Annotated in this window: 17 protein-coding genes and 1 pseudogene; 5 read left to right on the top strand and 13 right to left on the bottom strand. The window is 65.1% G+C overall.

Annotated features, from left to right (window positions below; translation table 11 throughout):
- From JQ627_RS19995 to JQ627_RS19950, 10 genes are all read right to left on the bottom strand, one after another.
- Entirely contained in the window at positions 1-840 is an 840-nt protein-coding gene (locus JQ627_RS19995; protein ID WP_212485861.1) for a LysM peptidoglycan-binding domain-containing protein, read from the bottom strand.
- Positions 837-1,034: a hypothetical protein gene (locus JQ627_RS19990; protein WP_212485860.1), complete on the bottom strand. Its 198-nt coding sequence runs from the start codon at positions 1,032-1,034 to the stop codon at positions 837-839. The genes JQ627_RS19995 and JQ627_RS19990 overlap by 4 nt, the downstream gene beginning before the upstream one ends.
- 1 nt (position 1,035) lies before the next feature.
- Complete coding sequence (locus tag JQ627_RS19985) at positions 1,036-1,632, bottom strand: phage tail protein (RefSeq protein WP_212485859.1); 597 nt, start codon at positions 1,630-1,632, stop codon at positions 1,036-1,038.
- On the bottom strand, positions 1,632-3,680 hold the full coding sequence (locus JQ627_RS19980; protein WP_212485858.1) for a phage tail sheath C-terminal domain-containing protein: 2,049 nt from the start codon (positions 3,678-3,680) through the stop codon (positions 1,632-1,634). Before JQ627_RS19980 ends, JQ627_RS19985 begins: the two co-directional genes overlap by 1 nt.
- A 16-nt stretch (positions 3,681-3,696) precedes the next feature.
- On the bottom strand, positions 3,697-4,137 hold the full coding sequence (locus JQ627_RS19975; protein ID WP_212485857.1) for a phage tail protein: 441 nt from the start codon (positions 4,135-4,137) through the stop codon (positions 3,697-3,699).
- Between the two features lie 57 nt (positions 4,138-4,194).
- Complete coding sequence (locus JQ627_RS19970) at positions 4,195-7,320, bottom strand: phage tail sheath C-terminal domain-containing protein (RefSeq protein ID WP_212485856.1); 3,126 nt, start codon at positions 7,318-7,320, stop codon at positions 4,195-4,197.
- A gap of 19 nt (positions 7,321-7,339) precedes the next feature.
- The gene (locus tag JQ627_RS19965; RefSeq protein ID WP_212485855.1) at positions 7,340-8,746 is read right to left on the bottom strand and encodes a hypothetical protein; all 1,407 of its coding nucleotides are present in this window, start codon (positions 8,744-8,746) and stop codon (positions 7,340-7,342) included.
- Positions 8,746-9,363 (bottom strand): DUF4255 domain-containing protein, encoded by a 618-nt coding sequence (locus JQ627_RS19960; protein ID WP_212485854.1) that lies wholly within the window; start codon positions 9,361-9,363, stop codon positions 8,746-8,748. The genes JQ627_RS19965 and JQ627_RS19960 overlap by 1 nt, the downstream gene beginning before the upstream one ends.
- A gap of 30 nt (positions 9,364-9,393) precedes the next feature.
- Positions 9,394-9,759, bottom strand: coding sequence for a hypothetical protein (locus JQ627_RS19955; protein WP_212485853.1), 366 nt, complete (start codon positions 9,757-9,759; stop codon positions 9,394-9,396).
- Positions 9,760-10,042: 283 nt separating this feature from the next.
- Entirely contained in the window at positions 10,043-10,768 is a 726-nt protein-coding gene (locus tag JQ627_RS19950; RefSeq protein WP_212485852.1) for a response regulator transcription factor, read from the bottom strand.
- Between the two features lie 156 nt (positions 10,769-10,924).
- Between JQ627_RS19950 and JQ627_RS19945 the strand changes: the two genes are divergently transcribed.
- The 3 genes and pseudogenes from JQ627_RS19945 (at position 10,925) to JQ627_RS19935 (ending at position 14,251) form a co-directional block, all read left to right on the top strand.
- Complete coding sequence (locus JQ627_RS19945) at positions 10,925-11,170, top strand: hypothetical protein (protein ID WP_212485851.1); 246 nt, start codon at positions 10,925-10,927, stop codon at positions 11,168-11,170.
- A 934-nt stretch (positions 11,171-12,104) separates the two neighbouring features.
- Positions 12,105-12,434, top strand: a pseudogene (locus JQ627_RS39080) (SDR family oxidoreductase); the annotation flags it as partial.
- 113 nt (positions 12,435-12,547) lie between these two features.
- The gene (locus JQ627_RS19935) at positions 12,548-14,251 is read left to right on the top strand and encodes an amidohydrolase (protein ID WP_212485850.1); all 1,704 of its coding nucleotides are present in this window, start codon (positions 12,548-12,550) and stop codon (positions 14,249-14,251) included.
- Positions 14,252-14,831: 580 nt separating this feature from the next.
- On the opposite strand, the gene JQ627_RS19930 is transcribed toward JQ627_RS19935, so the two are convergent.
- Together JQ627_RS19930 and JQ627_RS19925 are read right to left on the bottom strand one after the other, a co-directional pair.
- Positions 14,832-16,460, bottom strand: a complete 1,629-nt coding sequence (locus tag JQ627_RS19930; protein ID WP_212485849.1) for an AMP-binding protein — start codon at positions 16,458-16,460, stop codon at positions 14,832-14,834.
- A 129-nt stretch (positions 16,461-16,589) separates the two neighbouring features.
- Positions 16,590-17,084 (bottom strand): MarR family winged helix-turn-helix transcriptional regulator, encoded by a 495-nt coding sequence (locus tag JQ627_RS19925; RefSeq protein WP_212485848.1) that lies wholly within the window; start codon positions 17,082-17,084, stop codon positions 16,590-16,592.
- A 132-nt stretch (positions 17,085-17,216) separates the two neighbouring features.
- On the opposite strand from JQ627_RS19925, the gene JQ627_RS19920 reads away from it, so the two are divergent.
- The gene (locus JQ627_RS19920) at positions 17,217-20,564 is read left to right on the top strand and encodes a carboxyl transferase domain-containing protein (protein WP_212485847.1); all 3,348 of its coding nucleotides are present in this window, start codon (positions 17,217-17,219) and stop codon (positions 20,562-20,564) included.
- Positions 20,565-20,589: 25 nt separating this feature from the next.
- On the top strand, positions 20,590-22,323 hold the full coding sequence (locus JQ627_RS19915; protein WP_212485846.1) for an AMP-binding protein: 1,734 nt from the start codon (positions 20,590-20,592) through the stop codon (positions 22,321-22,323).
- A 55-nt stretch (positions 22,324-22,378) separates the two neighbouring features.
- Here JQ627_RS19915 and JQ627_RS19910 read toward each other — a convergent pair whose 3' ends face one another.
- The gene (locus tag JQ627_RS19910) at positions 22,379-23,590 is read right to left on the bottom strand and encodes an ABC transporter substrate-binding protein (protein ID WP_212485845.1); all 1,212 of its coding nucleotides are present in this window, start codon (positions 23,588-23,590) and stop codon (positions 22,379-22,381) included.
- Positions 23,591-23,694 lie beyond the last annotated feature (104 nt).

Raw genomic sequence — 23,694 nt, 5'->3', positions numbered from 1 at the left:
TCAACTGATGCGGGGAACTTCGAGCATCTGCCCGATGCGCAGGCGGCGCGGATCGTCGATGCCGTTATGGTCGGCGATGGTGCGCCAGTCGGCGGGCCGTTCGTAGTAGCGATGCGCCACGCCCGAGAGGGAGTCGGTCTGCATCAGCACATGCGCATGCGTGCGGTCGGGCGAGCTCAGATTCAGCTGCTCGAGCTGGTCGTTGAGCGTCTTGTACTCGCGCAGCGTGATCGAAAGCGTGGCACGCAGCGGCACGCCGTCCGGCGAGAACAGCGTGAACTTCTGCTTGATGGACTCCATCACGCAGCGAAAGCCGTTGCGGCGCTGGTTGCCGAGCGCGGGTCCCGCGAGCGCCAGGGCCGCCGCGCCGATCGCGCCGGTCGCCGACACCGCTGCGTCGACCGCGGCCGAGACTGCGCCCGCCACGGCGCTGGTGATCGCCTTGGCGGCGGCGCCCGCGACATTGCCGGGTGCGCCGCCGATCGAGGCGCCCGGAAACTGGTCGCTCCACACGAAGGTGAGGATCGGCGGTGCGTGCCGTTCCGGCTCGATCTTGATGAGCTGATAGATCTTGTCGGTTTCGGTCGTAACGCTCACCGCGCCGGCGCCCATGCCGTGCTCGGTCGTGTCGAAGAACAGGTCCAGTGTCATCTTCTCGGCATTGCCGCGCACATATTGCTGGACCGGAGCGTCGAGTCCCGGGATCGCGACCTCACCGAGCGTCACCTGCTTGTCGAGGCTGAACTCCGTCGGATTGTACTGCACGTCGATCTTCTTCGGCTCGCGCGAGCGATCCTGCCACTCGACATAGATGACGGCCTTCTTCACCTTGGTGCTCATGCGGTCTCCTGCTCGGCGGCGACGCCGGTGGTGACTGTGGTGTCGGACTTGGACCGCTTGTCGCGCAGCTGCCGCTCGTCGAAGGCGGCGAGCACAGCCTGCACGATCTGCTCGAGGGTCTGCGGCGACAGTAGCGCATCGCCGTCCATGGCCTTCACGGTGCCGATCGCGTTCTGGATGTGGATATTGGCCATGTCAGCCCACCAATCCCGCGGTGCCGGAGACCCCCGCCGTCACCAGACCGCCCGCGCCGCCGCCCGTCAGCGCGGAGGAGAGGCTGCTGGCGAGGCCGACGAACGGCAGCTGATAGATGCCCTCGTGCGAGATCTCCATCGATTCGATCGCGACGTTGTTCTGCGTCGCGTTCATCTGCGGGCCGGAATATTTGAGCGGCAGCCCGCGGCGGAAGTACCAGATGTTGTTCGGCACCATCATCTCGTTCAGCAGCACGATGACGCCGTCGCGCCGCTTGCCGCGTCCCTCGACGAAGCCGTAGAACCAGTCCCACAGCGAGCTGTTGCCGGCGACGCCGCGCTTGAGGGTGATGTTGGTCCACGACACGCGGCCCGGGAATTTCAGCACCGCGCCGTTGTTGCCGCCCTCGTTGAACTCCTCGACCTTCATGCTGGCCTCGAGCCCCTGGCATTCGGAGAAGCCGCCGACCGCGACATCGAGCAGGCCGGAGACGAGCGCCGAGCCGACCGTCGCCAGCACACTGCTGGTGTCGAGCAGGCTCACCACAAAATTGTGGTTGAGCATCGGGTCGCTGCGCAGCTCATTGATTGCCGCCATCACGCCGCCGCCTCCGTGATGCTTTCGGTGATCTCGAAGCCGTTGCCGGTGCGGCCGATGCGCAGCACTACGAACTCGAACGGGATCGAGGCCGCTACTCCGATCTGCAACAGAAGCTCGCCGCGGTTGCGCGCGTCGGCCGGATTGTTGGTCTCGTCACAGCGCACGAAGAAGCCTTCCGCGGGCACCGATCCCATCAGTGCGCCGCGGCTCCACAGCTCGCGCAGGAAACTGTCGGCGGCGAGCGCGAGCTTGGCGCGGGTCAGCCAGTCGTTGCCTTCGAACACTGCCCACTGGACCGCACTCTCGAGCGAGCGCTCGATCATGAGCAGCAGGCGCCGCACGTTGAGGAAGCGGAATTCCGGATTGCTCGAGAGCAGGCGCGCGCCGGCGATGCGCAGGTTGCGCCCCGGCACCGCGCGGATGACGTTAATGCCTTCCGAATTGAGCAGGCCATGGGTCGCCTCGTCGATCGCGAAGGTCGCGCGTTCCGCCATCAGCAGCGGCGTGTTGGCGGGCGCCTTGTGTGGACCGATGCGCAGGTCGGTGGCCGCGATCTGGCCCGCCACGTGGCCGCAGGGCGGGATCGGCAGCGCCGGCAGGCGCGCATGCGGCAGCTGCTCGTGCACTTCGATCCAGGGGAAGTAGAGCGCCGCGAAGGTGGAGTCGAACAGCCGGCGGAAGTCGCGCACCGCCGCGACGCCGAGGCGGTCGCGCGTCGACGCCGCGAACGGCGGATCGATCAGCGCGACCCGGTCGTGCCGCTTCTCGCAGTGCTCGACCAGGGCGCGCATGACGCGCTCCACCGCGGCGTCCGGGAAGCGCGGCGGGAGGTCGCCATGGACCACGGGCGGCGGCGGCAGGATCACGGCCTCGGTCGGCAGGCAGGGGTTCGGCTCGCAGCGTGGCGGCGTGACGATCTCGACCATCCGCGGCTGGATGTGGATGTCCGGCACCGCGACCAGCGAGATCTCGTCGATCTCGCCGAGTGCGGCGGTGCCGCGCCGGTTGGCGAGGATCGCGGCGTCGGAATCGTCGAGCGCGACGTCGGCGCCGATGAAGTCCTGCGTGGTGAGCGAGCTCAGCCCGTCGGCGCCGCCCGTAAGCACCACCGGACCCGGGTCCGCGAGTCGCACGGCGTTCGCACCGGGCGCGGCACGAAGCTCGACCAGCCGCGCCGGCTCGGGCAGCGCGCCGATCCGGCTGCGCTTGCCGAAGGCGACCAGCTCCGCCGTGCTCTCGCGCTCCGGCTGCGGCGGCCGGCCGCCGCGGCTCGCCGGCGCGAACAGGCTGCCGACGCCGTTGACGATCTTCGGGCCGTAGCGCGGATGGTCAGGCGAAAGCGCCAGGTCGTCATAGACACGCCACGGACGTCCGTCTTTCGAGACCTGGAGTTGATAGGACACGGTCTCGATGCGCAGCGGCAGCACCGGATCAATCAGCGACGCCAGCGGTGCGTCGCTCTGGAGTCGCAGCGCGGCATCGCCGATGTTCCAGATCAGCTTGCCGCTCTCCGAATCGACCGCGCTCAACATGCGCAGCTCGCGAACGATGGCGCCGCCCTTGTCCTGGACGAGCTCCACCGTGCCCGCGCGCGAGAAGCCGGCGACCGAATCCACCACCGCGAAATCCGGCGTGACCCTGGTGGCGCGACGCGCGACGCGGCGGACCTCGATCAGCCGCAGGCTGAGTCCATTGCCCCAGGCGCCGCTCGACTCGGCCTCCGCGCGCCACACCGGCGCGCCCGCTGAAGCCTTGAGGACCGCGCTCGCCGTCAGCGCGGCCTTGCCCTCGACCCGCACGACCCAACAGCGTCGGCCGCCATTTTCGAAGAAGGCCTTCACCACATAGGCGAGATAGCCGTGCGGGAAGAAGCCGCCGAACACCGCGTTGAACTGCTTCCAAGACTCGATCGCGACCGCGCGCCGTGCCGGCCCGCGCTCTGCGATGCCGACGAAGCCCGCGATATCCGTGCGCAGGCGGCTGATACCGCCCTGCGCGCGGTCGGCGCGCTCGATATAGGCTCCTGGTGTCTCGTAGGTGGCCATCGCGGAGCGCTCCCCCTTACATCTCGAGCGTGAGACCCTCGTGGACGAGTTCCACCGATTCCATCGCCACCTCGTTGCCGCTTGCCTTGAAGGCCGGACCTTCTATCTTGTTGATCCAGGCGTTCTCGGCATGCCAGCGCAGCACCGGCTCGCGCGCCTCGTTCATCAGCACGATGGTGACGTTGCGGCGATCGGGGTCGCCGTTCATGATGTTGTTGTACCACTTCCAGAGCACGTTATCGGGCGTGTAGCCGCGCTTGAGCGTGAGGTTCGTGTACTTGCGCAGCCCGACCAGCTTGCGGACGTTGCGTTGCAGGTCGGTGCCCTCGCGGTAGTCGACCGCGTCGCCCTCGGCGGTCAGGCCGCCGACCTCCGAGAATGCGCCGCTCGGCACGCCATCGATCTCGATGGAGAAATTGTAGGCGCGAAAGGGATCGTTTCGTTTGTCGGTCGCCATCGCTGTCTCTCCTGTTGCGCTCGCGCGGGAACGGCGCCGTCTTACGCGATGTTTGCGTCACTCCTCGGCGTGCGCCGTCCACAAGCCGATGCGCACGATCACGAACTCCGCCGGCTTCACGGGCGCGACGCCCACCAGGCAGATCAGTCGTCCCTGGTCGATGTCGGTCTGCGTCATGGTGGTGCGGTCGCACTTGACGAAAAACGCCTCCTCGACGCGGGTGCCTTCGAGCGCTCCGTTGCGCCAGACCTGCGTCAGGAAGTTGCTCACCGAGCGGCGCACACGCGCCCACAGCGGCTCAGCATTGGGCTCGAACACCACCCATTGCAAGCCGCGGTCGATCGAGGCCTCGATGAAGATCAGCAGGCGCCGGACGTTGACGTATTTCCAATCCGAGTCGCTGGTGATCACGCGCCCGCCATAGACGCGGATGCCCCGGTTGTTGGCACGGAAGTCGCGGATCACATTGATGTTGACCGGATAGGGATTGAGAATGTCGTGCTGCTCCTTGTTGAGCAGCCGCTGCAGGCCGGTGACGCCGCGCACCACCTCGTTGGCGGGCGCCTTGTGCACGCCACGCTCGATGTCGGTGCGCGCATAGATCCCGAGCATGTGTCCGGAGGGTGGCAGCGGATAGTCTGCCGGCATCGCGGGGTTGAGCGGGTAGGGCTCCGGAATGACCAGCCACGGGTGGTAGAGCGCCGCATATTTGGTATCGAACTGCTGGCGCTGCACCTGCACGTTCGTCATCGTGTCGGCCGGCGGCGGCGTGCCGTCGAGCACCGCGAAGCGATAGCGCGCGAGCTCGCAGTGATTGATCAGTCCAGCCTGCATCGTGACGGAGGTGCGTCCCGGCGCCGCAACGATGCTGATGTCCTCGATATTGCGCAACGTGAACAGGCCCGTGCGCTGCTCCGGCTCGGTGTTGTCAGTGCCGATATAGATCGCGTCCGTGACGGCGCCGAGCGCATCATCGCCGCGCGACAGGCGCAGCAGGATCAGCCGGCGCGTGCCGTCGGGCCGGACCTCATAGTCCGCTACCGGGCCCGCGCGCAGCCCGGTGCCTGGCGAGAGGTCGCGCACGCGGATATAGGCGGACTCGCCTTCCGAGCGGCGATCGCTCTTGCGCAGGTCGCGGCCCGCGTCGTCCTGCGTGAGCGCCGGGTTGGTCGTGTCCCAGGTCGCACCGACGATGCGCTCGAAGTAGCGGCTGTGGCGCGGGTCGAGCGACAGCGCCGCGAATACCTCGCGATCGATCGCGGTGTTGTTGCGCGACGGGTTGGCGGGATCGGGCTGACGCAGCAGTTCGACCACGAAGCGGTACTCGCGCGAACGGACCGGATTGTTGATGGCTGCAGTCCCAGGCAGCGGCGTCCCCGTCTCGAGCGTGATCAGGTAGTTGTTCTGACGGTCGATTGCCTGGACCTTGTGGGCGGTCTCGATGCCGCCGGCGTCGGTCACGACCAGTTCGGTGCCGGCCTCGACCCCTGCCGCGGAATTGAGCCGCAGGCCTCCGGGGACGATCTGCCGGATCGTGGTCGTCAGCAGCGGCTGCCCGGCCACCTCGGCGCCGACCTGTAGCCGGTTGCCCCAGGCGCCGGCGTCGAGCGCGCGCACCTCGATCATAGGCGTGCGCGTGACCATGGCTTCACCCGCCGCGTGCGGCAGGTCGAGCGGCAGGTCGAGCGGCACGTTGCGTGCCGTAAGCGTGACCGGGGCGGCGCTGACCACGTGATAAGAGGGCGTCCCGCCGGGCGGGGTCACGCGAACGATGGTGCTGGCCGAGATCGATCCGGCCGCCGCGACGATCAGGCTCGTCTCGTCCATCGCGGAGTCGATCGCGAGCGTGGTTGCGAAGGTCGTCGTCAATGGATCGACGAAGCGGAAGATTACGTTGGCCATGGCATCATGTTTGCGGCGCAGCGCGCTGCGCAGCACCAGCGGTCCCGGGTTGTTGCCGGGCGCGGTGGCCGGCATCGCGGCGATCTGCGCGAACTCGGCGTCGGCGGCGAGACCGATCTGGACGACGTCGTTGACCTTCATCGTCGAGCGGTTCGAGACCTGAATGACGTTCGTGTTCGCGGCGGCGTCCGCGGTGAGATCGTAGGAGGGCGGTGTCGCCGGGGCGATCGTGACGACTTCCACGAGCGAGCCGGTCGGGTAATTCGCATAGGCCTGCTTGTCGAGGCTGAGCCGCACCAGGCCGCCGATCGGCCGATACTCTTCGCGATCGGGATTGGTGTGGTCGAAGAACAGGAAATCGCCCGCGGCGAAACCGGCGGTGCTCGCCACATTGACCACCGAAGCACCGGCCGCAACGCCGCCGGCCGCGACCTGCGTGGATGGCGGCCCTAGCGGGACCGTAACGTCCTGGCGGAAGACCTGCGCAGTCGCGCTATGCAGCAGCCGTAGCGGCGCGCGCAACGGCACGACATTACCGGCCGGCGCCCCGGCGACCACGATATATTCAGCAGTGCCCCCGGATCCGATGCGCAATAGCTGGCCGCCTGCCAGCGCCGGGGTGAAGGCCGCGCTGACCAACGTGATGCTCCTCGCTCCCTCGGCGGCGTCGGCTTGCAGCGTCGAGGAATGCACTTGGGGGAGCGGGGCCGGGTTATCGACGATCGTGCGCACTTCCACGGTCTGTGCCGCCGCATGCTCGAATGAGAGCGGCAAGGTGAGCGCGAGCACCGAGGCATTGTTGAGCGGCGCATTGATTGTGCGGAACTCGGCACCCGTGCCGGTGCCGATCTGGACAGTATCGGCGGCCGCGAAACCAGTGCCGTCGGCAACGATCACGCTGGATGCAGCAGCGGCCGCCGACGAAAGGAGCTGCGTGGTGGCGGGCGCGGTCGCGTCGGGCGCGACCAGCGGCCGGCGTGCGACGGACGCTGCGCCCGGATCGAGCACGCGCGTGATGAACACGCGCTTGCCGCCATTGGTGAAGAAGCCCTCGACCGCATGCGGCAGGTAGCAGCGTTCGGCGTCGAACACGTCGGGATCGAGATATCCGCCGAACCAGCGCTGATACTCGCCGTTGCTGGTGATCAGGATCGGCACGTTGAGCGGGCCGCGCTCGGTCATGCCGACCATGCCGGCCGTGCTGGTGGAGACGCCTTCGATGGGCTTGGAACCGGTATCGACCTCTTCCACGTACACTGCAGGAGCGAGGTATTCAGGCATGGCGCTCTCCTCGAGACGTCTAGCTCACCGTGACATCGACGCGGTTTTCGAACATGGCGTAGTCGGGCACAAACTCGATGGCCTTGCTCGCGGGGGAGCTCGAGTCCTTTGCGAGCAGTTCGATCTTTCCGGCGCGCGTGATCGGCGGCAGGCGATAGAGGCCGTCCGCATCGGTCGTCGTCGCGAGCACGTCGATGCGATGAAAGGACTGCACCAGCGGCGGACCGGGATCGAAGACGCGCACCTGGTGCGAGCCCGTGGTGCCGGAAGCATCGAACAGCACGGCCTCGTCGCCGCGCGCGACCGCATAGTTGAGCGCGACCGGTGCGCCGGCCGCCGGTCCGAGCAGCCGCCGCACCAGGCGATTGCGCTTGTGATCGAAGGCGAGCGGCTGGTTGACGACCACGCGCGACCAGTCGCTCGCCGAACCCGAAGGCGTGATGGAGCGGATCGCGAAGACCTCGCGCCGGCCGGCATCGTCGGCATCCACCGCGATCACGTCGGTGACGCCGAGCCCGACCGCATTGGACAGCCGCAGCGCCGTGCTGCCGGCTGCCACGTCGTCGAGCAGCGTCTTGGGACTGGTGGCGCCGTCGACGGAGCGGTCCTCGATCCTGATCGAGCCGGTGCCCGGTATATCCGCATAAGCCGCCGGCCACAGCGCGGCGATCGGCACGTCCCAGGGCCCGGCTGGGGCCGGGCCGCCGGGGACCGGCAGCTCGGGATCCACAGTGGTGCCGGCGGGAGGGATTTGCCGCCAGATCTTGCTGACGCGCACGGTGGCGCCGGCGAGCGGCGCCGTCACGGCGCCGGTGCGCTTGAGCACGCGCCCCACGATGGTCACGGGCTTGCGCCGCAGCGCGAGCAGCTGGTCAGCCGGCAGGGGCTGCACCGGGCTGCCGGCCGGGTAGGGGAAGTTCACCGCCTGCTGCAGCGTCACCTGATTGGCGCCCGGGCCGATCGCCGCGATCACGCCGAACTCCGCGCGCGAGCCGTCGAGGCTGCCGAGCAGCAGGCGCTGCCCGGGCTCCAGGCCCGCATTGGAATTGAGCGTGATGACCGCCGAGGTGGCCGCGCTCGCAAGCGCGCGCCGCGCGCAGGCGAACCTCACCGCGAGCCGGCGGCGCGCAAAGCGCGCGGCCTCGATCTCGAGTTCGATCACGCCGATGGTCGCGAGCTGCGGTGCGAAGGCGCGCTCGGGGCGGCCGGCCACGCCGAGTAGCCCTTCGTGCACCACGCGAATGCTGGCGTCGGCGGCAGGCGGCGTCATCAGGCGTGCCGTGAAGCTCGAGAGCGGCGGCCGCCCGGTCAACTCGTCGAGCAGCGTCACCTGCAGCAGGGCGCAAGGACGATGCCCCACCGGCGGCGGCTCCAGCATGGAGACGGTGAGCATGCGGTCCTGGACCTGGACTTTGCGGCGCGCCATCACGGGGCTCCCACGATGACGGCGAGCTCGGGCATGGCGATCTCGACCGGAGCCACGCGGATCGGCTCAAGCGCCGGGTCGATATTCACCACCGCGACCTCGTAGGAGACGGCGAGCTGGAACGAGCCTTCGAGCGCCTCCCAGAAGCGCGACATCTCGTCGAGTCCGAGCGCTTCGAGATGGACGTGCACCTCGGCGTCGGTGCCCTCGAGGTCGGTGTCCTTGAAGTCGACGCCCTGCAGGATCGGCTTGCTGTGCAGCGCCTGGATCACGCGGCCGAGGATCTTCTGCTCGATGTCGGGCGAGCCGCCGGTCCCTTTGAAGGTCACGGGTGCCATCAGGTAATGCAGATGCAAGGGCAGCGGCGGCGGGCGCAAGAGATCGCTCGCGATGCGCTCCGGCGGCCGGTTCATCCGCATGGCGTCGCGCTCGATCCGGTAGAGCCAGACCGCGAGCCCCTCCTGCTTCATGTCCTCCCGCATCTCCTGCGGGGAATTGAGGGTCACGACGCGGGTGCCGGCCCCTCCGAAGCCGAGGCCCGGCGCGGGCAGCGCCTCGAGCTGCGTGCGCAGGTATGAGCCGAGCGCTATGCTGGCGCTATAGAGCGACGTGTACATCGCGCACCTGGATTGCTCGTGAGCCGCGCATCATTGACCTCGTCCGGCTGCAGCGTCGGTGATCGCGCTCAGGATCTGCTCAGCCGATACGTCGTCGATGGGCTTCCGCGTCGGTTTGAAGGCATGCGTGCAGGCCGACGCGCCGTCGAGGGCGACCGCGACTACCGAGACGTTCGAGGCTTCGGCGAGATATGGATCGATTGAGGCGAGATCCGCGGGATCGCTGCGCGCCACCACGACCACCGGCGCGCCGGCCGCGATCGCCGAATTGATCAGCCTGCTGCCCTTGCTGGTGCCGCGCACGACTTGGAGATCGGATCGTCCTTTGAGCACGCTCGACACCATGTCCTCCAGCATTGGCGGCAGGTCGGCGAGAAGGACGATCGTCGAGGCCAAGCCTGCGGCTCCTGGATGAAGAGAGGAGGTTTGCGAGTTTCACCACGATACGGCGGACGAGGCCATGGATCGGAGGGGATGGGCGATGGTCCCGATCTGATGCGCGCCGTGCGGAATCCTCTCGCCCGAACCGGATGCTCCATGCGGCTGCGGCAATGGAATAGACCGGGGCTGGGCCGAATGATCTAGACCGTCGCCGCGTGGAGCCCACCGCGCAAGGACGCTTGGGAACGCGTTAGTGCCGCGTCGAGATTTATTATGTGCCAGAGAGTATCCGGGAGCGTCAGCCCGAGCGCGCCATGCGCAAGCGGGCGACGGCTGCGCCGCGGCGTCCGACGTGCAGCTTCTGGAGGATATTGTGCATATGGTTCTTCACGGTCGCCGAGCAGATCTGCAGCTGCCGGGCGATTTCCTTGTTGGATTGGCCTTCCGCGGCCAGCGCCAGGATCGCGCTCTCACGCGCGGTTAGCTCAGGCAGCGGCGCTCGCGCGGGCGCTTGCCGCATTAGGTTGGACAGGCGGTTGAACATGGCGGCCGTGATGTGCGGCGGGCAACGCAGGCGGCCGCTCGCGGCGTCGATCAGCGCGCCGTAGAGCTCGTCGGCGCCGCTCTCGCGCGGGACGTAGCCCGAGAAGCCGGCCGCTGCGCAGGCGAACACGTCGTCGTCGACCTCGGCGAGCGCGAAAGCGACGAGCTTCGCCTCGGTGCAGGCCACCTTTATCAGGCGCGTGATGGCGATGACGTCGACGTGCCCGAGGTCCACCAGCACCACATCGGGTGCGAGCTCGGCGATACGGGCGATGCCGGCCGGCTCGAGATTTACGGAATCGAGGATCGTGATGTCCGGGCGATCCACCAAGGTCAGAGCGAGGCTTTCGCGGACGAGCCGCACCGCGCTGGCGATGGCGAGGCGAATCGGCGGTGGTGCAGTAGCCGGATCAGCGCGCTCGGATGTGGGCCACGAGAGGTCCTGAGGAGCATGCCCTGACGGTTCGATCTCTGGCGGCATATGCTGCACCCGACAACACTCGTGCGGACAGGCTCAGACTTACCCTGCAGCGCAGGCTACTACTGTGAAATCGCTCACAGACGCGGGGTCGAGGCTATAATCAAAATAGTGTCATACATCCACCGCAACCGCAAGGGTGCCGACGCGCAGTGCGCCATGTCCCATCACATGATGGAGGGAGCACAAGAAGCTCGCCCGGGCATTTCGCAATATATCGATCAACTTCGGGAGATATTCGCGGCTCACGAAGATGACGTCGCGAGCGCGGTCTTCGCTACGCGGTTCCTCCCGCTGAAGGACTACGTCGCCACAGCCGTCGACCAGGATTTCGATCTGCGGCTGAAGAGAGCAGGTAGCCTTTCTCAGCCTATTGTTGCAGAGAGCTCGGCGTATTGGGCATGACGAGTTCTCCTTAAGCCCGGTTGCCGTGAGCGCGGTGCCGGGCTTTCCAGAGTGCGTGAAGATCGGAATCTATCAGCGTGAAGCGGCCTGACGGTTTGCTAAGGGCGGTCCCGTGAGCGGTGCGAGCCATCACCTACCAATCAGGTAGGCCAAGGCTATCCTGATCATTGACGGTATCGGGACGCGAAGCCGCGTGTGTGGCGGTGGCCCTTACGGCAGAAGCACGCGCGGTCCCTAACCGAAAGACTCCGATACTTGCCGAAATAGCAGTCCCGCCGAGTGATGATAATTTTCCTGTAAATTCAGGAGGAAAAGGTTTGGGCGGATGTACCGTCGGGATTTGACCGTCAGCTGCGAAAGTTTGTGCTTTCAAGTTAACGCGGCGATCTCGTCCTAGTGATTGAGTGGAGTAGGGAAATCGGCGGCTGTAGCATAGGCCCGGCGATTTTTGCGTGACGGTGTAGTGTTAGAGAATCTCGATCTCCCACCGCTTTGCCAATGTCATGGGCGTGAGCACACCTAGAACGTAGGGCAAGATCGTCTTGTGTGCTTTCCGGTGCTCGGTCGTGCTTGGATTACCTCCTCGTCGGTGACGTCTTCCCCGTGAATGGCGCGGCCTGCAGTTCTGTAGAAGCGCCGGAATACGGACTTCGCTTCAACAGGCACGGGCACCTTTTTCATCGGTATCCGAGAGGTGCCCGGCTCAGCCCCCATGAGTTCGGCTCGAAACCGACCCTCCAAGTCGCGCCGAAGGCGGGCGAGAGCATTCCAGCTCTCCCCGTTTCGAGCGCTTTGAAGTGCGGCAATGATCTGCGGTGGGTTGGTCGGCTGTTCTTCCCAAGAAGCCACGGTTTGCGCGGGCGGGCTGACAGGCGCTGCGCTTGCGTGATCCGCCTGTTCGCTATTCGGATGAAGAGGCTCGGCTTCTGGTACTGGCTCGCTCTGCTTCGTCTCCGGCTTCAGGAGCGCGCGCCCCTCCGCAAACACGGTGCTGCAGGGAGCCGTAAACGCGGCGCTCGAGGCGTTGACGCGTGGCCTCGCGCTCGAGTTGGCTCCGGTCCGCGTCAACGCGGTTTCGCCCGGCCTGGTTGCTACGCCGATGTGGTCTGGCATGGCCGACGCTGAGCGCGAGAAGATGTTCGCCGGCGCGGCGGAGCGCCTGCCGCTGCGTCGTATTGGCGAGGCAGCGGACATCGCGAACGCGGTCCTCTTTCTCGCATGCAATCCGTTCTCGACCGGTTCGACCGTCGTCGTCGATGGGGGGCCACCATCGCGGCGTGAGCGGCTGCCGGATCGTTGGACCGCTTCGATACGCGCGGCTATCATCGAAGAAAGACCAAATGTTCGCCTATTGAACACAATAATCTGGAGGTTGGAATGGTCTGCAGATCGACGGCAGTCGCGATGCTCGGTGCGGGAATTCTGTTCGCAGGCGCGGCGCCTGCTATAGCCCAGCAGGCGGAGGTCAACTCGCCCGATCTCGTCCTCATCAACGGAAAGGTTCTGACCCTCGACGAGCAATCCAGCGTGACCGAGGCGATCGCCATCCGGGACGGAAAGATTCTCGCGGTCGGAAGCAGCGCGTCCATACGGGCGCTCGCTGGAGCGCGCACGCAGGTGCTCGATATATCCGGCAAGACCGTCGTTCCCGGATTGATCGATACGCATGCGCACTTCAAGGCGGCTGGACTTGGCGACTATGTCGTCGTCATGGGCCGGGCGAAGACGGTCACGGAAGCGCTCGAGGCCATCAAGGCCTTCGTCGCCAAAAAGAAGCCGGGCGAGTGGATCGTTGGCGGAGCGTGGCATCCTCCGTCACAACTCGCCGAGAAGCGCTACCTGACGAGGCAGGAGATCGACAGCGTCGCTCCGAACAATCCGGTCTACTTGCGCACCGTCGGGCATTTCTCGATGGCGAATACGATGGCTTTGCAGAAGGCAGGCGTCGACAAGACCACCGCGAACCCGGACGGTGGCTCTTTCGAGCGCGACGCGGCCGACGAACTGACCGGCGTCCTCGTCGAGACCGCGATCGATCGGGTCGAGAAGGCCGTTCCGCCGTGGACCGAAGAGGATGAAATCAGGCAGTTCACGCTTGCGGAAGGCGCGCTGAACAGTTTTGGGATCACAAGCGCGGTGGAAGGCGCCACGGAAGCGCGCGACGTCCGTACGCTGCAAAAGCTCGCCGCGTCCGGACGAGCGACGCTGCGGACGGGATTGATGTACAGACCAGAGCCGCCCGCCGATCTGAGCGCCTGGGAAGCGATCATGTCGGGTAATGGCGCTTCGTCCGGCTTCGGCGACGACTGGGTCAGGTTTGCCGGTATTAAGATTTTCTACGACGGCGGCATGACGCTGAAGACGGCGCTGATGCGCGACGTCTATCCGGACTCGCACGACAACTACCACGGCATCGCCCAGCAGACGCCCGAGCGGCTAAAGCAACTCGTGTCGATCTGCAATCGCTACGGTTGGCGTGTCGGCGTACACGTCGTCGGCGATCTCGGTATAGACCAGGTGCTCGATGCTTTTGAAGCTGCCGACAAGGAGAGATCTATCAGGGATCGGCGTTTCGTTCTCATTCACGCCAGTCTGATCAGGCCGGAGCAGATGGAGCGGGCCCACAAGCTGGGGGTTAGGGTCGATTTCCAAAACGTCTTCATGTGGGACAAGGCCGCGACCGTCGAGCGCTTCCTGGGACGGCCGACCGCCGATCGCGCCGTGCCGACTAAGACCTTGATCGAAAGAATGGGGCTAGAGAGCCTCGGCGCAGGAACCGACTTCCCCGTCAACCCGATCAACCCGTTCCTCAACATGTACATCATGGTGACCCGAAAAGATCCCAATGGAAACGTTTACGGCGCGGCGGAAGCTATCGGTCGCGAACAGGCGCTCCGCCTCTATACGTCGGCAGCTTCGCGTTACACGTTCGACGAAGCACGCAAGGGTACGATCCAGCCGGGCAAGCTTGCTGACCTCACGGTCCTTTCCGCGGACTACATGTCCATCCCGGAAGAGCAGATCAAAGACATCAAAGCGGACATCACGCTCGTCGGAGGCAAAGTCGTCTTTCAACGCTGACTCAGGGAGGAGACTGACGCCAAAGCGCGTAATGTCGACGCCGCCAGCATCTGCCGACGCTGGACGCTTGAGCCGAAGCACGGCAATGCGGAGAGCGGCTCCGGGGACCGGAGATGTGTTCCTGACATCTGACGGTATTTGAAGATCTGTGTCAGTGCGAGCACTGTCAGTGTTGCTTGCGCGTGCGGCGAGCTATCCAGTCGATACACTCCGATAGGTGGCGGAACTGCTGGTGCTTGTGAGGTCCAAAATTATTCTGTGAATTCAAGACCAAAAAATTGCGGCGGATATGCCGTCGGGATTTGTCCGGCAAGCTCGAGGAATTGTGCTTGAAGATCAACGACGAAACGTCGTCCCAAATGATTGAGTGGGAGTAGTGCGATCGGCGGTTGACGGCTGCATTAAGCTTAGGTCTCGATGGATCTCGCGGGTTTGGGTTTAAGTGTGTGGAGGCGGATTTCCAACAGACGTTTTGCTGAAGGAGTGGTGCTGCGTAGCGTGGCGTACGTATAGCGAGGAGACAGGGAGCACTAAGTCGGCGACCCAAACGCACCAATCTAGTGAACAGAGTGCCTTGTGCCTAACGCAGCGGGCGCACCGGCTCGCTCTTGATGACAATGCCTGCCGCATCGCGATCGAACGTGTCCGCAGTTACTCCGTCTCTGCGTAGAAGATACTTTTCAACCTTGTTGGTTGGCGTCTTCGGCAGGTCTCCCAGGATGCGGATGTATCGTGGCACCATGAAGTGAGCCATTCTTGGCTTGAGGAAGTGAATGAGGTCCGCGGGATCCAGCGTCTGTCCTTCCGCGAGGGAGATCGCGACAAGAACGTCGTCCTCGCCATGTTCGCTCGGTACGGAAACGGCAGCGGCTTCTCGAATGGCCGGGTGAGCGGCGACTTCGAGCTCGACTTCGAATGAAGAGATATTCTCGCCACGCCGGCGGATGGCGTCTTTGAAGCGATCGACGAAGAAAAAATTGCCGTCTTGATCAACGCGGAAGGCATCGCCCGTGTGAAACCAGCCATTGCGCCAGGCGAGTGCGGTGGCCTCCGCGGCCTTGTTGTAACCGTGGTTCATGGCCCAAGGCGTGTCGGTTCGCAGGACAAGTTCCCCGATCTCGCCAATCGCGACTTCACAGTCGTGAGCGTCGACGAGGCGGGCCTCGACGCCGGCCCGTGGCTTGCCGCAGGCGGCTGCGACGGTCGGGTTGGGCTCTGTGGCCAGCGGGCAGGAGACTTCAGACATGTTGAAGAGCGTGTGCGTTGTGACGCCGTAGCGTTTGCCGAACGCGATCCCTTCCTCGCTCAGGGGAATGACGGTGACGTTCTTGAGCGGGCTGTCTTTCTCATCGCCGTTGTCTGTTCGCTTCATCAGAAAGCTGGCCATAACGCCGAGCAGGATCACCATCGTTGTCCTGGTCTTCGCCACCGTGGACCAGAATGATCCGGTGTCGAAACGATCGACCATGGCGATAGAGCCGCCGTTGATCAGCATGGCGTAGCTCGGCCCCGTCCCGCCGACATGAAACAGCGGAAGGTTCACCATGAATGTGTCGCTGGAGTCGAGGTACGGGATGCCGTCCCGGTCGGCCGAGATGCCTCGCCCTGTGGCATAGAGGTGGGCGTAGGACGACAGGACGCCTTTCGAGGGGCCGGTCGTCCCGGATGTGTAGATGATAGTCTGGGTGTCCCAGGGCGCGATCGGACGATCGAGGGGCGGGGCATTCTCGGACGTTGAATCGAGGGCGCTCGACGGCAGCACCTCGAGGCCGCCAATTGAAGCTGGCTCACCGCCGATCACGACGACCTTGCGTAGCTCGGCTCTGTCGATGTCGCCGAGGCGCGGCAGCAGGCTCGCGTGGACGATCGCGACCGTTGCGCCGGCATTGTTGACGACATGCTGGAGAATTCCGCCACGATAGGCTGTGTTGATGGGTACGTAAACGGCGCCTATCACGTTAATGCCAAACCAGGCGCGCAAACATTCGGGGCCGTTCGGAAGCCAGACAAGGACCGTATCGCCTTGCTTCACGCCCAACGTTTGCAGGGCGTTGCCGGTTCTGCGCGCCAGACGCAGCAGTTCGCCATATTCCAGCTGGGTGCCGTCGTCGAAGGTGGCGTAGACCTTCTCCGGCGTCTCGCGCCCCCAGCGTTCAAGGAGGCAGCTCAGGACGCATTCTTCCGCGGCGGGAACCTTGTGGCTCGTCATTGAAACCTCCCTGCTTGTTCGTGTTCCGACCGCGCACCAGAGGCGCGCTGGCCGATTTGAATGGCCCCGGTCGTTGCGATGTGCCGGAGCTTCCTTCAGTCCCGCGCCGGAGGGCGCAACCGTGCAATCTCAGTCCGCTCCGATGGCGCGCAGTCCGCGCGCGACGCGGGACAGCGTTTCGATGCACTCGGTAATCTCCGCGGCCGACACGCCCTTCGTTCCTTGCCGAAAAAATTCCAGCGAGCGGGTGTGCAGATCGGTCCAGGCCTCGATGCCATCAGGTGTCAGGCACACCATCCGCTTGCGGCGATCGTCCTCGACCTCGACACGTTCGACGAAGCCCTTCTTCTCCAGCCCCTTCAGGACGGCGTCGAGATTCTGTCGGCTCACGCCGAGATAAGCGTAAAGATCGGAGAACAGCATGCCCTTGGGGTCGCGATACAGCGCGCCCAGCGTCGCACCGGTGACGGCAGAAAAACCCACTTCGCGGACGGCCTGGGTCTCGTAGATGTTGGCGGCCTGAAACAGCCGGAAGAACAGTTTGTTGTTGAGGTGATCGCGTGACGAATTGCCGGCCGGCAGGTCGCGGCTGGTCCTTGTTCCGGTCTTGATGGCAGTCGGCATCGCGCGCGCCCCCTTAGTTATGTAATGATATTGACATAATATCGGCTTGTCCATAGCCTTCCGGCCAAACGCAGTCCCAAGAGCTAGCACGACAGTTAGCACAAGAGCTGGGAAGAGCCGGGAAGGATCGACATGCCGTTTCGAAAGATGCTCATCGCCAACCGCGGCGAAATCGCGCTTCGCATCGCACGGGCGGCGTTCGAGCTGGACATCCCCGTCGTCACGGTGTTTCCCGCGGATGACGCGGCTTCCGCCCACGCTAAGGCCGGCAGCGAAGCACGCCAATTGCCGGGTGTGGGAGCTGCGGCCTATCTCGATATCGAAGCCATCGTCGATGCAGCGCGACAGACCGGTTGCGATGCGGTGCATCCCGGCTATGGGTTTCTGTCGGAGAACCCGGCCTTCGCGCGGGCGCTGTCTGCTGCAGGGATGACCTTCATCGGTCCGGCCGCGGAGACGCTCGAACTGTTCGGCAACAAGTCGGAAGCGCGGCGGCACGCGCGCGACGCCGGCGTCCCCGTACTCGAAGGATCCGCCGGAGCGGTTTCCCAGGCCGAGGCCGCGGCCTTCCTAGACAAGCTTGGCAGCGACGGCGCGATCATGATCAAGGCGGTGGCCGGGGGCGGTGGCCGCGGCATGCGCGTCGTATCGGCCCCGGCCGAACTCTCTGCTGCCTGGGAGCGCTGTCGTTCCGAGGCGCAGGCCTCGTTTGGCGCCGATGCGCTCTATGTTGAGCGTTACCTGCCGAACGCGCGCCATATCGAAGTGCAGGTCGTCGGCGATGGCTACGCAATCGTCCATCTGGGCGAGCGCGAATGCACCATCCAGCGGCGCCATCAGAAGATCGTCGAGATGGCGCCGAGCCGGAGTCTGACGCCAAAACTGCGCGACGCCATGTGCGAGGCATCGGTCCGCATGGCCACTGCTGCGGCGTATCGCGGCCTCGGGACATTCGAATTCCTGATGCCAGCGGACGGCGGCAGCTTCGTCTTCATCGAGGCCAATCCGCGCCTGCAGGTCGAACACACCGTGACCGAGGAGATCTACGGGATCGACCTGGTCAAGACGCAGATCCGCGTCGCTTCGGGCCTGCGCTTGCTCGACATCGGTCTCGGCTACGCGCCCGTTGCGCGCGGCGGCGCGATCCAGTTCCGCGTCAACATGGAGAAGATGACGGCCGATGGCGGCGCGCGGCCGACCGGAGGCGCGCTGATGGAGTTCACCCTGCCGAGCGGTCCAGGCATCCGTGTCGATACGTTCGGCTATGTCGGTTACCGCACCAGTCCTCGTTATGATTCCCTGCTGGCGAAAGTCATCGCCTATTCACCCGAAGGCATGGACGATGCCATTCGGCGCGGGCGGCGGGCGCTGGAGGAGTTTCGCATCGACGGCGTGGAGACCAATATTCCCGTGCTGCGCGCGCTCCTGGAAAACGCGGATTTTCTTGCCGACCGCCTGTCGACGAAATTCCTGGAGCAACATCACGAAAGCATCTTTGCGGCCGCGGCGAAGTTTGCAGACCGCGCTGAACAGCCGGCCAAGCGCTCGCGCGATGTCCGAGACATCGATCCGCTCGGCGTCTTCGACAGCAAGGCGGCCATCGCGTCCTCGCAGCTTACCGCAGGACGCGCGCGGTACGCGGTCCATGCGCCGGAGGGATTGGTCGCAATCCCGGCGCCGCTGCAGGGGACGATCGTTGCTTGCAACATCGCGCGGGGAGACCGCGTGCGAGCGGGACAGCAGGTCGTCGCGATCGAAGCCATGAAGATGGAGCATGTGATCGCGGCACCGGTTGCGGGCGTCGTCGAAGACATTCTCGTCACGCCAGGCGACACCATCTTCGAAGGCGAGTCACTCCTGCACATCACGCCTTCCGGCGACGTCGGGGTCGGTGTCGAGGAAGCCGAAGCCATCGATCTCGATCACATCAGAGGCGATCTGGCCGAAGCGTTGGCGCGACGTGCAGAACGGCTCGACGAGGGCCGCCCGGATGCCGTTGCGCGCCGTCGCAAGACCAACCAGCGAACCGCGCGCGAGAATATCGCCGACCTCTGCGATTCCGACTCCTTCATCGAGTATGGCGGGCTCGCGCTCGCGGCGCAGCGCCAGCGGCGCTCGCCGGAGGAACTGCGCCGCACGAGTCCCGCCGATGGCCTGATCACGGGCGTCGGGGCGGTGAATGGCGAGCTGTTCAGCGATGAGCAGTCGCGCTGCGCCGTCATGGCTTACGACTACACGGTGTTCGCGGGGACGCAGGGCGTCGTCAATCACAAAAAGAAGGACCGACTGTTGTCGCTCGCCGACAAATGGTCGCTGCCCGTCGTGCTCTTTGCGGAAGGCGGCGGCGGCCGGCCCGGTGACGAATGGCCGACGCCTGCGGGGCTGGAAACAACGACCTTCTCGAAGGTCGGCGCCATTAACGGCAAGGTGCCGTTGATAGGTGTGGTTTCGGGACGGTGCTTTGCGGGCAACGCTGCGCTGCTGGGCAGCTGCGACGTCATCATCGCCGACCGCACGTCGAACATCGGCATGGGCGGCCCGGCGATGATCGAGGGCGGCGGGCTTGGCGTGTTTCGGCCTGAAGACGTCGGCCCGGTGGATGTCCAGGCGCCGAACGGCGTGATCGACGTGCTGGTCGAGGACGAGGCGGCGGGTGTCGCTGCTGCCCGTAAATATCTCGGCTATTTCCAGGGGCGGGTCCGTGACTGGTCGTGCGCCGACCAGCGCCTGCTGCGCCACGCCGTGCCCGAGAACCGGCTGCGCGCCTACGACGTGCGGCCGATCATCGAGACGCTCGCGGATGCCGGGTCGGTGCTCGAGCTGCGTCCGTCCTTCGGGCGAGGCATGATCACGGTGCTCGCGCGCATCGAGGGCATCCCGGTTGGCCTGATCGCAAATGATTCACGTCATCTTGGTGGTGCCATCGACGCCGATGGCGGCGACAAGGCGGCGCGCTTCATCCAGCTCTGCGACGGGTTCGGCATTCCCATCGTCTCGCTGTGCGACACGCCGGGCATGATGGTAGGGCCGGAGGTCGAGAAGACCGCCCAGGTCCGCCACGTCTCCCGGGTGTTCGTCGCGGCGTCGCGGGCAACGGTGCCGTATTTCACGGTGGTGCTGCGCAAGGCCTATGGGCTCGGTGCGCTGGCCATGGCCGGCGGATCGAGCCAGATGTCGTTCTTCATGGTGGCCTGGCCCAGCGCCGAGTTCGGTGCCATGGGCCTCGAAGGCGCCGTGAAGCTCGCCTATCGGAAAGAGCTCGCCGCGATCGAGGACGCGGCGGCACGAAAAGCCTGGTTCGACCAGATGGTCGCCAAGTCCTACGAGGACAACAAGGCGCTGAGCGGCGCGACCTTCCTCGAGGTCGACGACGTCATCGACCCCTGCGAGACCCGGCGCTGGATCGTCCGCGGGCTCAAGGCGTCGATGCAGCCAGGACGGTTCAGCGTGAGACGAACGACACGCGTCGACCTGTGGTGAACACGGGCGAACAAGGGAGGAAGCAATGACAGGGGTCGAGCCCGATACCGACTACACACGCAACGAAGAGAGCTATCTGGCGCATGTGCGCGGCCTGCAGGTCACGCTTTGGCCGGCTGGCGTGCCCAGGGAGCCGGTGTTTCCGCTCGGCCGCCAGCCGCTGACGCATTACCTGCGTGAGTGGGCACGGCGGCAACCCGACAAGGCGGCGGTGCTGTTCTACGGTCGTGCCATCAGCTACGCCGAGCTCGATCGTCTCAGCGATCGCTTCGCGAGCCTCCTCAACCGTCTCGGTGCGCGGCGGGGCGACCGTGTCGCGGTGTTCCTGCCGAATTGCCCGCAATTCTATGTCTGCTTCTACGGCATCCTCAAAGCCGGCTGTGTCCATGTGCCCGTGAACCCGATGTTCACCCGGCCGGAGCTCGCCTACGAGATCAACGACACGCAGGCGCGCATCGTGATCGCGCATGATCAGCTGGCCCATCTCGTCGAGGAGGTCCGGCAGGAGTGCAATATCGCGCATCTCGTCGTCACGAGCTTTGGCGATGCGCTGGGGGCCGAACCCGAGGGGCCGCTGCCGCCGGCGCTGACGGCGCCGCGGGTCGCGATCGCCAATTCCATCGACCTCATGGCAGCGCTCGCTCAGGAAGCCGATGCGCCGCCGCGGGTCGATGCCGGCATCGACGATATTGCGGCGCTGAACTACACGGGCGGTACCACCGGTATGCCGAAGGGCTGCGTCCACACGCAGTTCGACATGCTGTTCACCGGCGCCGTCATGGGATCGGTGTCGATGAGGGTCACGTCCGACGACGTCATCATCAATTTCTGGCCGATCTTCTGGATGGCCGGCGAGGACCTCGGCATCATCCTGCCGATGGTGACGGGGTCGACCTGCGTGCTGATGGCCCGCTGGGATCCGCAGGCCTACATGTTCGCCGTCCAGCGCTATCGCGCGACCATCTCGAACATGGTTGTCGACAATGAGGTCGAGATCATGAACCGGGCGGACGCGAGCCGGTACGACCTCAGCTCATTGCGGGAAGTCATGGTGGCGTCCTTCGTCAAGAAGCTCAATCCGGTGTTCCGCGACGGATGGCGCAAGCTCACGGGAACGACGCTGCGGGAAGCGGCGTGGGGGATGACCGAAACGCATTCCTACGATGCCTTCAACCGCGGCTGGCAGGATGACGATCGCGACCTCAAGCAGCGGCAGATCTTCTGCGGCATTCCCGTGCCCCAGACCGACTTCAAGATCCTGGAGTTCGGCTCGGACCGGCTTCTGCCGCTCGGGGAGGAGGGCGAGTTGTGCGTGCGCACGCCGTCGCTGCTGAAGGGGTACTGGAACAAGCCGGATGCGACGGCCGAGGGTCTCGTCAATGGCTGGCTGCGCACCGGTGACATCGGAATGATTTCGGAGCAGGGGACCATCCACTTCCTCGGCCGGCGCAAGGAAATGCTGAAAGTGAAGGGGATGAGCGTGTTTCCCTCCGAGATCGAGGCGGCGCTCGGTCAGCATCCCGATGTCACCGGAAGCGGTGTGATCGGACGCGTCGACGACGCGCGCGGGCAGGTCCCGGTCGCCTTCGTCACCGTGCTGCCGGAGCGCAAGGGGCAGACGACTGCTGAGGTGCTCTCGGCATTCTGCCGGGAGCGTCTCGCGGTCTACAAGATTCCCGAGATCCGGATCGTCGATGCATTGCCGATGACTGCGACCGGCAAGGTCAAAAAAGAAGAACTCGCTCGGCTTTACAGCTGAGCGAGTCCCGAGGTCGCGTAGAGTTTCTTCTCGAAGGCCTTGGTTGTCGAGGGCCTTACTTCTTGAGGGCTTTGCATTCGCTTTCGCTGGCCGGGATGAAGGCTTCCGTTCCCGGCACCTTCTTGACGAGCGTGATCAGGTCGGTGGGGCCGCTCTTGGCGCCGGGCTTCTTCGCCTCGGCGTAATAGACGTCGCGCATCAGGCGTCCGTCTTCGCGGATGCGGGCGCCCGACGTGAAGAGATCCTCGACCGGCGTCTCCTTCATCTTCGCCAGCACAGCCGTCGTGTCGCTGGTGCCGGCGGCCTTCACCGACTTCAGATAGTGCAGCACCGCGCTATAGACGTTGGCTTGCGGATCGCTCGGCATTTTGCCGAAGGCCTTCTTGAAGCGCTCGGCGAAGGCCTTGGTCTGGTCGGAAGCGTCCCAATAGTAGCTCAGGACCAGCGGCATGCCCTGTGTGGCATCGTTGCCGAGCGCGTCGATATCGACCGTCGTCAGCGAGAAGGGCACGAAGCGCTGACCGGTGCGGTCGATGCCGAACTCGGCGGCCTGCTTGATCGCGTTGGTCATGTCGGCGCCGCCGCCGATGAAGCCGATATTCTTGGCGCCGGAGTTCTGCGCCTGCAGCAGGAACGAGCTGAAATCCGGCGTATTGAGCGGGAAGCGCACGGAGCCGACGAACTTGCCGCCGTCCTTCTCGATCAGCTTCTGGGAGTCGCGCTCGATCGAGTGGCCCGCCGTGTAGTCGACGGTCAGGAAGAACCAGGATGTCGGCTTGCCGTCGGACGCACCCTTGATGGTCAGGTTGGCGACCTCGTAGCCGTCATTGGCCCATTGCATGCCGTTCGGCGAGCAGGATTTGCCGCTGATGTCGCGGCTCGAGGCCATCGAGACGATGAGCAGCTTGTTCTTCTGCTCAGCAATGCCCTGCACGGCGAGTGCGACGCCGGAGCTGTAGATGTCGAAGATCGCATCGACCCCCTCGGTATCGAACCAGCGCCGGGCGATAACCGAGCCGACGTCCGGCTTGTGGCCGTGGTCCGCGGAGACCAGCTCGATCGGCTTGCCCAACAGCGTGCCACCCATGTCTTCGATGGCGAGGCGGGCAGCCGCGACCGAGCCAGGCCCGGTGATGGCGGAGTAGACGGAGGCTTGGTCGTTCAGGATGCCGATCTTGACGGGCCGATCCTGGGCCGAAGCCGCACTGATGCCCATGGCGGCCGCCAAAAGTGCAAGCGACGCAAGCGTCGCCGTTGTCCGCGTCATTCTGTCCTCCCGATGTTTCTTCGTCGATGTTTGCATCCACGATTTCACGGAGGCCTATATATGTCAATATCTTGACATGAATGCAGGCATTGGTCCGCTGGCGG

The sequence above is a fragment of the Bradyrhizobium liaoningense genome (assembly GCF_018130785.1).
Classification (GTDB): domain Bacteria; phylum Pseudomonadota; class Alphaproteobacteria; order Rhizobiales; family Xanthobacteraceae; genus Bradyrhizobium; species Bradyrhizobium liaoningense_A.
Note: the sequence above shows the minus strand (reverse complement) of the source record. Positions and strands in the feature narration are given on the sequence as shown.